General features: G+C 59.7%; 15 protein-coding genes. 7 read left to right on the top strand and 8 right to left on the bottom strand.

Annotation, left to right across the window (positions count from 1 at the left end; genetic code table 11):
- Position 1 precedes the first annotated feature (1 nt).
- From tssE to ACN9MZ_RS09280, 5 genes are read right to left on the bottom strand one after another with little or no spacing between them, the layout of a single operon-like run.
- A complete protein-coding gene (tssE, locus tag ACN9MZ_RS09300; protein WP_426170283.1) occupies positions 2–463 on the bottom strand; it encodes a type VI secretion system baseplate subunit TssE in 462 nt (153 codons plus the stop codon).
- A gap of 41 nt (positions 464–504) precedes the next feature.
- Positions 505–996 (bottom strand): Hcp family type VI secretion system effector, encoded by a 492-nt coding sequence (locus ACN9MZ_RS09295; RefSeq protein WP_426341876.1) that lies wholly within the window; start codon positions 994–996, stop codon positions 505–507.
- A gap of 30 nt (positions 997–1,026) precedes the next feature.
- The gene (tssC, locus tag ACN9MZ_RS09290; RefSeq protein WP_426170279.1) at positions 1,027–2,508 is read right to left on the bottom strand and encodes a type VI secretion system contractile sheath large subunit; all 1,482 of its coding nucleotides are present in this window, start codon (positions 2,506–2,508) and stop codon (positions 1,027–1,029) included.
- 1 nt (position 2,509) lies between these two features.
- Positions 2,510–3,013: a type VI secretion system contractile sheath small subunit gene (tssB, locus tag ACN9MZ_RS09285; RefSeq protein ID WP_426170277.1), complete on the bottom strand. Its 504-nt coding sequence runs from the start codon at positions 3,011–3,013 to the stop codon at positions 2,510–2,512.
- A 26-nt stretch (positions 3,014–3,039) separates the two neighbouring features.
- The gene (locus ACN9MZ_RS09280) at positions 3,040–3,654 is read right to left on the bottom strand and encodes a tetratricopeptide repeat protein (RefSeq protein WP_426341875.1); all 615 of its coding nucleotides are present in this window, start codon (positions 3,652–3,654) and stop codon (positions 3,040–3,042) included.
- A gap of 204 nt (positions 3,655–3,858) precedes the next feature.
- Here ACN9MZ_RS09280 and tssK point away from each other — a divergent pair, with 204 nt between their 5' ends.
- The 6 genes from tssK to ACN9MZ_RS09250 all read left to right on the top strand — a co-directional run bounded on the left by tssK (position 3,859) and on the right by ACN9MZ_RS09250 (position 8,461).
- A complete protein-coding gene (gene tssK / locus ACN9MZ_RS09275; RefSeq protein WP_426341874.1) occupies positions 3,859–5,199 on the top strand; it encodes a type VI secretion system baseplate subunit TssK in 1,341 nt (446 codons plus the stop codon).
- A gap of 13 nt (positions 5,200–5,212) precedes the next feature.
- The gene (gene icmH, locus ACN9MZ_RS09270) at positions 5,213–5,971 is read left to right on the top strand and encodes a type IVB secretion system protein IcmH/DotU (protein WP_426341873.1); all 759 of its coding nucleotides are present in this window, start codon (positions 5,213–5,215) and stop codon (positions 5,969–5,971) included.
- A gap of 112 nt (positions 5,972–6,083) precedes the next feature.
- On the top strand, positions 6,084–6,764 hold the full coding sequence (locus ACN9MZ_RS09265) for a hypothetical protein (protein WP_426341872.1): 681 nt from the start codon (positions 6,084–6,086) through the stop codon (positions 6,762–6,764).
- Positions 6,761–7,426 carry a hypothetical protein gene (locus tag ACN9MZ_RS09260; RefSeq protein WP_426341871.1) on the top strand — a complete coding sequence of 222 codons (666 nt, stop codon included), beginning with the start codon at positions 6,761–6,763 and terminating at the stop codon, positions 7,424–7,426. Before ACN9MZ_RS09265 ends, ACN9MZ_RS09260 begins: the two co-directional genes overlap by 4 nt.
- A 4-nt stretch (positions 7,427–7,430) precedes the next feature.
- Positions 7,431–7,976, top strand: coding sequence for a hypothetical protein (locus ACN9MZ_RS09255; RefSeq protein ID WP_426341870.1), 546 nt, complete (start codon positions 7,431–7,433; stop codon positions 7,974–7,976).
- Complete coding sequence (locus ACN9MZ_RS09250) at positions 7,973–8,461, top strand: hypothetical protein (protein ID WP_426341869.1); 489 nt, start codon at positions 7,973–7,975, stop codon at positions 8,459–8,461. Before ACN9MZ_RS09255 ends, ACN9MZ_RS09250 begins: the two co-directional genes overlap by 4 nt.
- A gap of 208 nt (positions 8,462–8,669) precedes the next feature.
- Here ACN9MZ_RS09250 and ACN9MZ_RS09245 read toward each other — a convergent pair whose 3' ends face one another.
- From ACN9MZ_RS09245 to ACN9MZ_RS09235, 3 genes are all read right to left on the bottom strand, one after another.
- Positions 8,670–9,737, bottom strand: coding sequence for an acyltransferase family protein (locus ACN9MZ_RS09245; RefSeq protein ID WP_426341868.1), 1,068 nt, complete (start codon positions 9,735–9,737; stop codon positions 8,670–8,672).
- Positions 9,734–10,672, bottom strand: coding sequence for a glycosyl hydrolase (locus ACN9MZ_RS09240; RefSeq protein WP_426341867.1), 939 nt, complete (start codon positions 10,670–10,672; stop codon positions 9,734–9,736). The genes ACN9MZ_RS09245 and ACN9MZ_RS09240 overlap by 4 nt, the downstream gene beginning before the upstream one ends.
- Before the next feature lie 70 nt (positions 10,673–10,742).
- The gene (locus ACN9MZ_RS09235; protein ID WP_426341866.1) at positions 10,743–13,391 is read right to left on the bottom strand and encodes a TonB-dependent receptor; all 2,649 of its coding nucleotides are present in this window, start codon (positions 13,389–13,391) and stop codon (positions 10,743–10,745) included.
- A gap of 281 nt (positions 13,392–13,672) precedes the next feature.
- Here ACN9MZ_RS09235 and ACN9MZ_RS09230 point away from each other — a divergent pair, with 281 nt between their 5' ends.
- Positions 13,673–14,413: a GntR family transcriptional regulator gene (locus tag ACN9MZ_RS09230; protein ID WP_426341865.1), complete on the top strand. Its 741-nt coding sequence runs from the start codon at positions 13,673–13,675 to the stop codon at positions 14,411–14,413.
- The last annotated feature ends 3 nt before the right edge of the window (positions 14,414–14,416 follow it).

Genomic DNA, 14,416 nt, shown 5'->3' with positions numbered 1-14,416 from the left:
ATCATGCTCCCGGCAGCGCGCGGCGTGCCTTGCTAATCGTGTATTGCAGGCTGGATGGCTGCAGGACCGCGTCGAAGTTGACCGGCTCCTGTGCCGCGTGCAGCACCAGCAGCGCCGTAATGGCGAAATTCAGGCGGTCGATGCCGCCCTCTTGCATTTCAAGTGAGGCTCGTACATTGCGCAGGCGCGGTTCATGCCGTGCAATGGCACGTTCCAGCCCCTGGCAAATGGCAGCGCGGTCGTCCGGGCTCGCCAGCGACATGCCGGCGAAATCGTTCAGCCCATAGCTGACGATGGAACGACCGCACTCCGGAAAGCGTTTGAGCAGATGCTCAGGGATGACGGTTCGGGTATTCAGCAATGCTTCCAGGTCGCGCGCGACGGAGTCCTTCATCTCGTCGAGCGACATGCGGTAGACGGCCGCACTGCCGGAGCCATCACCAGGCTGGAGCAACCGGTCCATCAGCCCCGGCGCAAATCCCCTTACCGTCATTCAGTCCCCGCTTAGGCTACTTTATTGGTCGACAGGTCCCAGCCGCCGGAGGTGTTACCGCCGGTGCCGCCGTTGACTTTCTGCTGGGTGTACTTCCACTTGACTTTGGAGTATTTCAGCGAAACGTCTTCGCCCAGGATGTCGCCCTGGCGAACTTCTGGAGCGACGCTGGAGATCAGCACGTTTTCCAGTTCGATTTCGAAGTACTTGACGCGGTCGCCCTGGCCGTCAGCACGCATGAATTCGATTTTCGCTTTTGGCAGGGTTTTGCCCGAGGAGCAATTCTGCAGCAGCAGTGGCGAAGCCAGGTCGGCCAGCTTGTTGATGACGATATCGCGGTGCTCGGTGCGTTCCGCGGTGTGGCCGCCGCCAGTAGATGCGGTGGCCGACTTTGGCTGCAGGACTTCCCACTGGACGGATTTGACTTCGATCCAATCCTTGTGGGAGGTATCGGTGGACTCGCCTTTGATACCGTCGATTTGCAGGTAAACGTCGATTGCCATGGTATTCCTTTCTGTGTTTAAAAATAAAAATTACGACTTGGTCGATTGCGGCAGCTCCGCGACCAAACGGAGTGAAACGGACAGCTCGTCGAGCTGGAAGTGGGGACGCAGGAAGGACACAGCGCGATACACGCCTGGACGGCCAGGCACTTCAGACACTTGCACGTTAGCTTCACGCAGTGGGAACTGCGCTTTTTGCTCCTGGCTGGCGTTGTCGTCCAACAGCACGTACTGGGTCAGCCAGCGGTTCAGGTAATCCTCGACGTTCGAAGCAGCCGCGAAGCTGCCGATCTTGTCGCGCATCATGGCCTTCATGTAGTGGGCGATGCGCGATACGGCGAAGATGTACTGCAGCTGGGCCGACAGCACGGCGTTGGCGTTGGCAGCGTCGGTGTTGTACTTGCGCGCTTTCTGCGCGGACTGCGCGCCGAAGAAGGCTGCGTAGTCGGTATTCTTGCAATGCACCAGCGAGATGAAGCCAAGGTCGCTCAGCTCTTTCTCGCGGCGGTCGGTAATGGCGATTTCGGTCGGGCATTTCAGCGCGACTTCGCCTTCGTCGGTCTTGAAGGTGTGGGTTGGCAGGTCTTCCACCAGGCCGCCGCCTTCCACGCCGCGGATGGCTGCGCACCAGCCGAAGTCCTCGAAAGCGCGGGTCAGGCGCACGCCGAAGGCGTAGGCGGCGTTACACCACAGGTATTTCTCGTGGTCGGTGCCGTCCACGTCTTCCACGTAGTTGAAGCCTTCCACCGTGGCGCCATCGGCCGGGTTGAACGGCAGGCGGCCCAGGAAGCGCGGCAAGGTCAGGCCGACGTAGCGCGAATCCTCGGATTCGCGGAACGACTTCCACTTGGCGTATTCCACGGTGTCGAAGACTTTCGACAGGTCGCGCGGCTTGCCCAGGTCGGCGTAGGTCTCCAGGCCGAACAGCTCGGGCGAAGCGGAGCTGATGAATGGCGCGTGTGCGGCAGCCGCCACGTGCGACATCTGTTCGATGAAGTACATGTCTTCCGGCTGGCGGGTGATCTCGAAATCGCCCAGCAAGGCGCCGAACGGGGCGCCGCCGAAGGTGCCGAATTCCTCTTCGTAGACCTTCTTGAACATGGAGCTCTGGTCGAATTCCAGCGCGCCCTGGAAGTCCTTGACCAGTTCCTTCTTGGTCGCGTTCAGCATCTTGATCTTCAGGCCGGTGCTGGTCGCGGTGTTCTTGACCAGGTAATGCAGGCCGGTCCAGCTGCTTTCCAGCTTCTGGAATTCCGGCGCGTGCATGATGACCGACAGTTGCGAGGAGATCAGGCGATCGAGTTCCGCCACGCGGGCGTCGATTGTGGCGGCCAGGTTGTCCGACACCACCACGGTGCCGGCCATGACCTGCTGCGCCAGTTCCGAGATGATGTCTTTCGCACGTGCGTGCTCGCTGGTCGACTTGGCGACCTTGCTCTGCTCGACGATCTGGTCGAGCAGGTTTACTTCTGCGGTGGCCAGTGCACCGGCGGCGTTCAATTGTGCCGACATCTCATTCTCCCTGTTCAGGCTTCTGGCCCAACTCGGCCAGTTTCTCGGTGCTGCGCAAAACGTCGTTCAGCAAGTCTTCCAGCTTGTCATTGCCGGCCAGCTTGTTGCGCAGGTCGGCCAGCTTGTTGCGCGCTTCCAGCAACTGGCGCAGCGGCTCCACCTGCTCCACCACCGACTCCGGTCGGAAGTCGGAAATGGCCTTGAATTTCAGGTCGACGCCGAACTGGCCTTCGCCGCCCAGCTCATTCGGCACGCGGAAGGCAGCGCGCGGTTCCACGCCCTTCATCACTTCATCGAAGTTGTCGCGGTCGATGTTGACGAAGCTGCGATCCTTCAGACGCTTCTTCTCCACCTCGGAATTGCCGCCGAAATCGCCGACAACCCCCATCACAAAGGGCAGCTCCTTGTTTTCGATTGCGTCGCCGATTTCCACGTCATAGGTCATCTGGACCCGTGGCGGACGGATTTTCTGCAGGCGCTTCTGGACGCTTTCGTTCTTGGACATGGCTTCTCCTTCTTTGGACTTGGTGGTTATTTCAGTGCGCCGAACGGGTCGGCGCTAGGGGTCGATGCTGGCGTCTTGGCGGTTTGGACCTTGCTACGGACGGCATTGGCAGCGGCATTGGCGGCGTTGTTGCTGCGCGCCTGCGGCTTTTTATCGGTATTTGGCACCAGCACGGTTTCGCCCAGGCTCTCGCGCAGCAGCTTGGCCAGGTCCTGCGATTCGGTACGGATCGAACCGGACAGGTTGTTCTGGCGGCTCAGGTCACCCAGGGCACGGGTGGACAGGCGCAGGCCGGAAATGGCGATGATGCTGTTGGCCAGCTGGTCGGATGGATCGCGCACCAGGATCTCCTGGGCGCTCACGATCGCTTCGCCATATTGCCCTGCGTCATAACGAGACTGGGCGATGTTCACCCATGGCGATTTATCGGCAGGGTAGGCGTTGGCAGTTTCCTTCCACAGGGTGATGGCCTGCTCTTGTTTACCGGCCACTTTGGCTTCGGTAGCCCGGGCCAGCATGTCTTCCAGCTTCGGTTTTACCGGAACGGCAACTTTAGCGGTATCCATGGTCTGGCAGGCAGACAGGGAAGCAGCGATTGCTGCGATGCACAAAACACGGGAGATAACAGTGATTTTCTTCATAACTAACCTCATCGAACGGACAAATAGCTTTTTTACAATAATTGCGTCGGACGAACGTTAGCAGAAAAAAAATATTACCTACGCACAATTGAATCTCACCAATTTCCACATCCCCGCGCACGATTGAGCCTTTTAATACAGGCTTTCTCAGGAAGTGTTATTGTTCTGGCACTTACCAGAAAACAATTATCAGAAGGATCACAGATGGCCAGCAAGGTGTTATGGGGCGAAGGCTTGTTTTTGCGCCCTCAGCATTTCCAGCAGCAGGACCGCTATCACGAGCACCGATTGCACCGCAGCGTAAAAGCCGTGCATCCGTATGCATGGGGCGTCGATCGCCTGTCGATCGACATGGAAGCCCTGGCGCATAACACGCTGCGCCTGCTCGAACTGTCGCTGGTATTGCCCGATGGCGAATTGATTGAAGCGCCGGGCCATGACAACCTGCCGGAAGCGATCGACCTGGGCCAGCTCGCGCAGTCGCAGCACAGCGTGACCTGGTACGCCGCCCTGCCCGTGTTCAAGCATTTCGGCGGCAATTTCGCGCAAGCCGGCCAGCCCTCGAATGGCGCCCGCTTCTCGCAAGCGAATGCCGAGACGCCCGACCTGTACACCCAGGCTGCGCAAGCCGAACTGGCCTACCTGAAAAAATCGCTGCGCCTGGTGTCCGACGCCGAACCGCGCGAAGGCTATGTGTGCCTGCCGCTGCTGCGCCTGCGCCGCCTGTCCACCGGCGGCTTCGAACTCGATCCGAGCTTCGTGCCGCCAAGCCTGACCATCCGCACTGCCCAGCCCTTGTTCCTGCAACTGCGCCGCCTGCTCGATGCGCTTCAGGCCAAGGTCAATGCGCTGTACGGTCACCATCGCGAGCCTAGCCGCAACGTGATCGAATTCCGCAGCGGCGACATGTCCACTTTCTGGCTGCTGCATACCGCCAGCACCGCCTTCGCTTCGCTGTCGCACTACTACCATAACCCCGAGCTGCATCCGGAACGCCTGTACGAACAGCTGCTGTCGCTGGCGGGCGCGCTGATGACGTATTCGCGCAGCTGGTCGCTGTCGGACTTGCCGCCTTATCGCCACGACGATCCGGGCCCGCCGTTTTCGCAGCTTTACATGATCGTGCGCGAACTGCTGGATACCGTGATTTCCTCGCGCTACTTCGCCATCGCCCTGTCGCAGCCGAAGCCGGCTCACCACCGCGGCATGCTCGATTCGGGCAAGATCAGCGAAGATACCACCTTCTACCTGGCTGTCGGCGCCGAAATGCCGGCCGTCGAACTGGTGGAAGTCGTCCCGTTGCGCTTCAAGGTTGGCGCACCGGACGACGTCGAAAAGCTGGTGCTGTCCGCCATGCCGGGCGTGCGCCTGGCACATGCGCCGCAGGTCCCGGCCGCGGTGCCGGTGCGCCCGGACACCTGCTACTTCACCCTGGACTCCAAAGGCCCGTTGTACGAGCGCATGCTGCAGGCCCAGTCCATCGAAATCTATGCCCCGTCCGGCATGCGCGAATTGCGGCTTGAATTGATTGCCGTGAACTCCTGAATCAGAGCAGAACATGAACACCATCGCCCCACCTTCACTTATCGCCGAACCAGTTGCAGCACCGGCCGCCAGCGGCTCCTTGCTGGACATGATGTACGACGGCTTCTACGCCCTCTTCATGCTGAAGAACGGCAGCGCGCCGCAGGACCACGCCGAGTTCCAGTCGCGCATGACGCGCTTCCTTGACGACTTCGGCCGCAATGCGCGCAAGAAGAATGCCTCTGCCGACGATATCGACGCCGCCAAGTACGCCTTTTGCGCCGCGGTCGACGAGATCATCCTTCGCTCTCACTTCGCCATCCGCGATGCGTGGGAGCTGAAGCCGCTGCAACTGATCCTGTTCGGCGACCAGCTCGCCGGCGAGAACTTCTTCAACCGCCTGGATGCGCTGCGCACCCGCAGCAGCGAGCACGTGGAAGCGCTGGAAGTGTTCCATATGTGCCTGCTGCTTGGCTTCCAGGGCCGCTACATCCTGGAAGGCTCGGAAAAACTGGGTTACCTGACCAGCCGCCTGGGCGACGAAATCGCCCACATGAAGGGCCGCCGGCCCGGCTTCGCACCGCACGCCGAACGTCCCGACCAGGTCATGCACAAGTTGCGCAGCGACCTGCCGCTGTGGGTGCTGTGCTCCGTATTCGCGCTGATTTCGGCGCTGGCGTATATCGGCCTGCGCACTTCGCTGTCCAGCCATACGGCGCAGCAAGTGAGCGCTTATAACGACGTCGTGCGCATGGCGCCGCGACAAGCCCACGTCACGATCACCCTGCCGTAATGCGCTTGCTGCCGGGACAGCCTGTCCCGGCAAGGCCGCCTGTTTCAATGAAGAGAACCCTGGTCGTTCGATAACGCCGCAACTCAACGCGAATGCACCGAGGCCGGCATTTGTGAGCGGGAGCGGCCGCCTCTCGTCACGTCGCGACATGTCAACGACTAAACTTGCGGGAAACCTGATGCGCATGATCACAGTACTCGCTTGCTTCGCAGCTTTTTCTGCGCAAGCGGCCGGGTTAAAAGACTTCGGTTGCGCGGCCGGCACCAAGCAGCAGCAGCCAGGAGCCGCCCTTTGCCTGCCTGGCAAGACACTGACGCTGGACTATCAGCCGAAAGCCCGCACTGTCAGCATCGCAGTCAACGGCCGCTCGCATACGGTAGAACGAATCGACATGAACTACGGCCCGGAGCTGATCGGCATGGAAAAATTCATCCGATTCCTGCCTTTGACATTGCAGCCCTACCTGTCACGCAATGTGGTCCTGTTCAATTCCGCGGTTCGCAGCAGCGGCGGCCAAGGCATGGGTCAGTGCGGATCGGGTGGCGAGATGTTCGTGAATGCCCTGAGCATCAGCGACGCGAAAGTGATCGTGCTCGGCAAAGTGCAAGTCGAGAGCTGTTCTCGCTCGATTTTCCCCGATCATACGGAAAATGAGACGGCATTCTCCGCATATTCGATCCAGAATGGCAGGCTGGCGGTCAAGTTCAGTAATTACCCGGAAGTCGAGGGCTCGCCGACCGGCATACTGTCCGATGATTTTCGCCAGTTTGAATTCTCGCAAGCCGATCAATGAAGATCCAAGCCCAGTTGGCGTTTCTGCTGCCATGCCTGGCAACTGGGACCGCCCCAGCCGCAAACATCACCGCGAACGAGACACTGCTGGTCTTTGATCATCCGCACCTGATCGCCACCACTTCCAACAAAGGTATTCGCGGGTCCTTCAACATGACGCACCAGATCCTGCATTTTTCCTGCAGCTTCCTGTTCAAGGAGACCGGCCGCCAAGCCAGTTCCCCTATCGTCATTAATTCTTTTCCCATTCAGGATGGAAGCAAGGAAGATGACATCCCGGGCAGGGTTTGGGAGAAGAACGGAGAATGGATCATTCAGACCGACGAGCCCCAGGCCGGTTGCGGTAGCGCCGCAGGTACTTTTGACAAAGGCCTGGACGACGACCATCCGACACGCTACACCATCTTGAAGACGATGCCAGCCATCGGTATTCGCGTTGTGCTGAGAACGACAAAACTTAACGACAGACATGGCAGCGTCATTAAAGAACGAAAGGGTTTGCTCGTTGCCGGCGACGTCGTCGCTGCACTTGAAGGTGACGATTCCTTTACGCGCATCCGCTACGTACACCCTGCCACTGCCAGAACCACGACTGCGTGGGTGCGCACGCAGGATTTGGGGAATCCATTCACCGAAACCAAAAACACGCACGATAAAGATTGATTTCATGATGAAGAGTACCAGCCTCGTATCACTTGCTTTTCTCGCTTGCTGCGCCACTTCCAATGCCTCGGCCCAAACGCCTGCGTCCACGCTCGAGGGCGAATATAAACTCACCTCATCGACGACGGCCCCGGTGAGCAACTGGGGCTTCAGCAAGGCTCACATCTCTGTCAGGAAGCTGGACGACAAGCATGTGGTGATTTTGTTCGCCTGCGAATGGAAGCGAGAGCCGAAGGCAGCCTGCGATGACTACTATTTTGCCGAATGGCGCGATGGCGGCTTCTATTTGCAGGATATGAACACAGACCTCATCCGCATGTACTTCACGCCAGCGTCCCGCACATTGACGATGATCCGGCGTGGGGCAGACGATAAGGCCAGCGTGCGGCGCGATGTGTTTGAGCCAGCAAGCAATGCGCCGGAGGACACAACCCTTGCCCGGCGCCTGAAGCGCGCCGAGAAAAGCTACGTTCATCCGGAGAACGTGCGCGTCTTCGGCCCCTACGCCAAGTGGAAATACGAAAATAACCGAATCGAAATCCAGAATTGAAAACGCTGACCCGAATTCTAGTTGTCGCCACCATTCTCCTCTTCTGCGGGTGCTCCTTCGCAGACCCGAAGCCGCAGTCGGAAGACATTGCCGCTTTGCGCGCAATCGTCAATCTCCCGATGGAGGCCAAATCCGCCCGCTGGGAGATCTTTGGAACTCCCGACGACTCCGGCTGGGTACCTGGCCCCACTGACTTCCACACCTTAATCGCAGAGCTGGAGCAGGGACAAGACTGGTTCACCTCCCTCAAAGAGCCGGCCCGGGAAATTTTCATTGTTCCCGAAGCAGCGCGCCCCTGGCTCACCAAGGAATTTCGCGATCTCCTGGACAGGAACAGGAACTCGACAGCAATTCTTTCGAGCCGGGCCAATTGCCGAAAATATTCGACTACGGTCACGCGGCCTGGGCGACAGCTTGTTGGCGTTGCCTGTAACTCCTCTGGAAAAATACTGGTGTATCTGCCCTTGGATTCGCCTTCCAATTGATGATGAAAAGTTCTCAGAAACTTCCGACAGCGTCGCAGGCGAGACCGCGCCACGTTCCCCATCGCAGGAGCTGGAAGGCGAATACAGCCTTCATTCGTCACGAGACAAATGGGGCTATAGCAAGGCGCACATCTCCATCAAGGCTGGACGACCGCTATGTGAAAATCCTGCTCGCCTGTGAATGGAAGCACACGCCGAAGACTGCCTACTACACCTTGATGTAGATTTTCTGTTTGTCCAGCCAATACCCCACCAGCCAGCAGGCAAGCATGAAAAGCAGCGCAAACGCCAGCGAGGCGGCTTCAGGGCTGCCGACCGGCTCCAGCGCCGCGGCCAAGGGCGCGTAAGCGCCGGTTTTGTCCAGCACTATCACAGCCACTTGCGACAGCATGTAGATGAACAACGTGTTTTTGCCGAACACTTCGAAGAAGTAGATCCAGCGCCGGGCGCCCCGTACTTCGATGATCCACGCCAGCGCCACCAGCACGAGCAGTGAGGTGCCAGTCGAAAGCAGCACGTAACTGCCGGTCCACAGTTTCTTATTGATCGGCAGCAGCGGCGCCCAGCACAGCGCCAATACGGACAGCACGACGCCAGCGCCGGCCAGTACACCGAGCGTGCGCGCTGTCGCACCATGCCCACGCAGGTAGCGGCCTGCGAAATATCCCCCGATGACATTTACCGTGGCGGGCAAAGTTCCGAGCAGGCCTTCCGGATCGAAGGGAAGGCCCTCCCCTTGGTACAGGTGGCCTGCGCCAAACACCCAAAGGTCGACAGCCCGGCCTGCATTGCCTTGGAGGCTATAGTCACCAGACAGCGCCATGACCAGCCAATGGCCGAGCAAAGCGACGACACTGAACACCACTGCACCACGCTCGCCGAGATAATGCAGCACCAGCGCAGCGATGCCGAAGCACAGGCCTATGCGCTGCAACACGCCTGGCAGGCGCACCTCGCTTAAAGGCCCGCCCAGCTTGGGCAATAGACATAGCAACAGGCCGAGGGCAACGATGGTAACGCTCCTCTTGGCAATCCTGGCCAGCACGGCCGCGTCACCCATGCCTTCATAGCGCGGAAGCGTGAACGCAAGCGCGTTGCCAACGACGAACAGGAAACTCGGAAATACCCAATCAGTCAGCGTGAATCCGTGCCAGGGCGCATGCAGCAAGGGAGAGTAGACGTGGCTCCAGTCACCCGGCGTATTCACGATAATCATCAACGCGACCGTCAGGCCGCGCAGGACGTCCAGCGACTGGTAACGGGCTGCGGCAGTCATTGTGAAGCCTCCCGCGGAAGTGCCGCAGCCGGCGCCAGGATGCGCCGGTAGGCGCCCGCCGCTACGTTCGCCATCGAACTGCAATTCGCTTCCGCCCCCTTGGACGGCTTGCCGCAAGGCTGGTCGCGCTCAAGCGACCAGAAATGGATTCCCGCCATGCCCATCTTGCGTACGGCAGTAACTGTGGCGCGTGCATCGTCCAGGGTGTAGACGTTTTCCGCCACGTCGTTCACACCAATCATGGGTGTCAGCTCAATTTGCGCGAACGGCACTTTGTACTTGTGATGTACATTTTGCGCGGCCTGGATGGCAGAAGCGGCCATATCGCAGAGGCCACGCCGCACTACGCATGCTTTACGGCTGGCCGGCCCGAAATCCATCACCATCAAGTTCAGCACGTAATCCTGCACGCCATGCTTGCGCAAGGCGGCCAGCACCTGTTCTCCCGTTTCATTCAGGCTGCGCGCACTGCCGTCCGAAGCGGCATGGGTGGCAATGGTGAAACTGAACCGCAGTTGCGGATGCGCCCTCTGCGCCAGGGCGATGCGCGTCACCAGCGAATCGATTTGCGCGGCCGTCTGGCCATGTTCGATATCGAAATCAAAGCCAATCAGCTGTGGCGATATATAGCGCGACACGAACAGCTCCATGCCCTCGTCAGTGGCGCAGGTGAAGATATTGCCCTGCCCTCCTGTCGAAACGATATAGCCAACGCCAGCCTGGACGAAGCGCGACACGTTGGCGGCAGCGACAACGGCGCCGTCAACCTCGCCCCAACGCTCTTCGCCGCATTCGCCGCGCGCGAAGGCCCAGGTCTGGACACCCTGTGCAGGTTCCCACGGCGACAGGTATTTATAGGGGCTATGGACGACTGCCGGCGCCGCGGCCGCAACAGTCGAGAAGGCGGCGAGCACCGCCAGCATTACTTTACGCATTCAAACTCCGGATACAAAAAAGGCAGGGCCCCGGAGGAACCCTGCCATAACACTCTCACATCGGGATCATTTACATCTTGCCGCGCACGCCGAAGAAGATCTGCTTGCCGTTCTTGTAGAACGCGCGAGGCTGGTCACGGGACGTTGCGTAGGACTTCAGGGTCGGATCGTTCAAGTCCTTGCCTTCCAGCGACAGCGTGATGTTGTCGCTCAGGTTGTAGTTCAGGGCTGCGGACAGGGTGCCTACGTCATCCTGGTAAATCGCGCTGTTGCGGTCCAGGCCATTCAGGAAAGCCGAACGGTGGCTGTAGTTGATGCGCGCGCTGAACTTGCTGGTCTCGTAGAACACGCCCAGGTTATAGGAATTCTTCGAAGTGCCGATCATGCTGCAGTCGCCCAGGTCGGCACAGGCCGATTTCGGTGCGGCGGCGGTTTCCTTGCCGTCGGCGTAGGTGTAGTTCGCGTTCAGGCCGAAACCGTTGCCCAGGTCCTGTACATACTGCAGTTCCACGCCGCGTACACGAGCCTTGGTATTCACAGCGGAGCTCATGTTGTAGGTGGTGACCTTGCCAACCGACTGGTTGAAGAAGTCAGCCTTCGAGGAACCGAAGGTCACGTAGGACCCCATGTTCATGTTGTAGATGTTCATGCCCAGCAGGGACTTCGGCATGAAGTACCATTCCAGGCCCACGTCGACGTTGTTCGACATGATCGGGCGCAGGTTCGGGTTGCCGCCGGAGCCGGAGAAGGTCAGGTCGTTCAGGCTCAGTGCACCGAGAGAACCGAAGTCTGGACGAGCCAGGGTACGGCTGGCGGCACCGCGCAGTTTCAGGTCCGGCGTCAGGTTGGTGTACAGGTTAATGCTTGGCAGGAAGTCGTTATAGGTGTTGGAGCTGTGGGTCGGGTTCCACACATTGTTCGGCGAACCGTTGTCGACGTCGATCTTGGTCTTTACGAAGCGCACACCGACGTTACCGCCGAAGTTGCCGAACTCCAGGTCACCCATCACGTAAGCCGCGGTGGCCTTTTCCTTGATCAGGAATTCGCTTTGATAGGCGTGGTTGGCGAAGCTGACATACTTGTCGCCCCAGGCCTTCATCGACTCGGCATCGAAGGTCCACGCGTTGCTCAGCAGGTTAGGCAGAGGGCTGTTCGGGAAACTGGTCAAGCCGGTAGGACGGTTGGCCAGCTGCGAACCGGCGGCAGCAACGGTGCCTCCCAGCCAGGTCAGCGAACGCTCATGGTTCGCATTGCGCACGCCGAAATGCAGGGTTGGCACGCCATTCCACTGGGTCTTGTACTGGCCGTCGACCTGGCCGTAGGTTTCCTTGTCCTTTGCGGTCACGTCGGAAGCCCAGCCGCCGAAGAAGTCGGCGCCGGTGCGTGGGTTGAAGGTGCCGGCATTATCGACGGTCACGGTGGCCGGGGAATCCAGGCCGTGGGTGGTCAGGCTGCTGCCCGAATATGCCAGCCAGGCTTCGTAGCCGTAGTCGCGGGCGTAGCCGGTGCCGCGGGTGGTGCCGATCTGGCCTTTGAACTTCAGGTCCTGGGTAGGACGGTAGTTGAAGTCGAAGTTGACGAACTTCGAATCGCTATAGGAACCTGGACGGGCAATGATGTCTTGCACCGATGGGCCCATCTTCGAGCAGTCCGCCACCGGGCAGGCGCTTGGGAAGGTGATCGAAGTGATGGTGTCGCCGGTGACGGTCCACTTGGACGGAATCACGCCGCCCACGCCGGACCAGTTGTTAGTCAGCGGCTGGTATGGCGCCAGCATGAAGTTGGCGTTGATATTGTCCGCATCCAGGCGGGTGTAGAAGCCGTTGATGTCGAAGTCGAATTCCTTGTTGACCTTGACCTGCACGTCGATCATGCCGCCCTTGCGCTCGCGCTCCTGGTTGAACATGGCGGTACCGGTCAGCAGGGAGATGTACTTGCCTTCCACTTCAGGATTGGCGGCCACCCACTGCGGCGCATAGCCTGCGCTCAGCTTGTCCCACCACAGGAATTCCTGGCCGATGCGGCGCAGGGTACGCTTTTCGTCGAACAGCTGGACCAGCACGCCCACATTGTTCTGTTCATTTTTCCAGTTGCCCAGTGCGCTGAACTGCGCATCGGTCTTCTTCGAGCCTTCGCTGTACACACCGGTCACGGCGCCCATCAGGGTCAGCGGATCCTTGAAGCTCAGGGGCTTGCGGGTTTCGATGTCGACATTGCCGGATGCGCCGCCTTCGATCAGGTTGGCCTGCGAAGACTTGTGCACAGTCACGCGGCCGATCAGCTCCGATGGGAACATCGAGTAGCTGACGGAACGGCCGCCGTTGGTGATGTTGGAGATGTACCAGTCGCCGCTCGACACGGTGTGGCCATTCAGGGTGGTCAGGGCCAGGTTGGATGGAGTGCCCTTCAGGCTGACGCGGTCGTTCTCGCCGAAGCCGCCTTCCGAACCGCCGGCCGTGGCAACCGATACGCCCGGCACGCGCTGCAGCGAGTCGGCCACGCTCTTGTCCGGCATCTTGCCCACGTCTTCGGCGGTAATCACTTCAACCAGCGAGTCGGCATTGCGCTTCTGGTTGATCGATTGTGCCAGCGCGGCACGCACGCCGGTCACGACCACGACGTTCTGCTCGGCCGGAGCAGCCTGCTGTGCTTGCGCCATGCCAGTGGTGGCGGTCAGGATGGCGACTGCAGTCGCGATCGGTGTCATATTGCGGTTCATTTACTCCCCCTAAGTATGGGCTGTCTCAAAGCCCGGTCTGTTGTTACCAGTTTCTAAAACCACGTTCAAACCAATTGGACGCCAATATACCTCGATTGAATACCAGAACACTACCAATTTACATATTTTTTTCACATGTTGTACTGAAAAGACATACCACTTTGGCCACAAAGTACCGCTGTTAGCGCTATCCAAGGGGGAAGCCGGATGCGAGTGGCAGCATACCGCTGGCCATAAGGTCTTTTTTTGGTATTATCAGCCGCACACAAAAGGGAGACTAAATGGCATCGCTCGCGCAGATCATGCAAGACCTGGTGCAGACCAGTAGCCAGCCGCTTTACCAGCTTCTGCAACGCGCCTTGCGTGAAGCGATCAACCTGCATGTGTTCGGCCCCGACGAGGCCCTGCCGGCCGAACGCGTGCTGGCCGCCGACCTGAATATCTCCCGCATCACAGTGCGCAAGGCCATCGACGGCCTGGTGGAAGAAGGCTTGCTGGTACGGCGTCCAGGTTCCGGCAATTTCATCAACACCCGCATTGAAAAGAACTTCGCCAAGCTGACGTCCTTCTCGGAGGATATGCGTTCGCGCGGCCGCACGCCGCGCAGCGTGTGGCTGAAGAAGTCGGAAGGCACGGTAACGCCGGAAGAGGCCCTGCGCCTGAGGCTTAGCCCGGGCGCACCGGTCTACCGCTATCACCGCATCCGCTTTGCAGACGAAGTGCCGATGTGCGTCGAGTACGCGACCATCGTGGCCGATGCGCTGCCATCGCTGGAATCAGTCGATGTGTCGATGTACGAGGCGCTGGAAGCGGCGGGCCACCGGCCGGTACGCGCACTGCAGCGCCTGTCCGCCCTTTTGCTGACAGGCGAACAGGCCAAGCTGCTGCAGGCCAGGGAAGGCGACGCCGGCCTGGCCGTCGAACGCCTTGGCTTCCTGCGCGATGGCCGCGCAGTGGAATTCTGCCGCTCGATCTTCCGCGGCGACATGTACGATTTCGTGGCGGAGCTCAGCACGCCCTGACGA

Source organism: Pseudoduganella sp. S-14 (assembly GCF_049913285.1).
Classification (GTDB): domain Bacteria; phylum Pseudomonadota; class Gammaproteobacteria; order Burkholderiales; family Burkholderiaceae_D; genus Rugamonas.
Note: the sequence above shows the minus strand (reverse complement) of the source record. Positions and strands in the feature narration are given on the sequence as shown.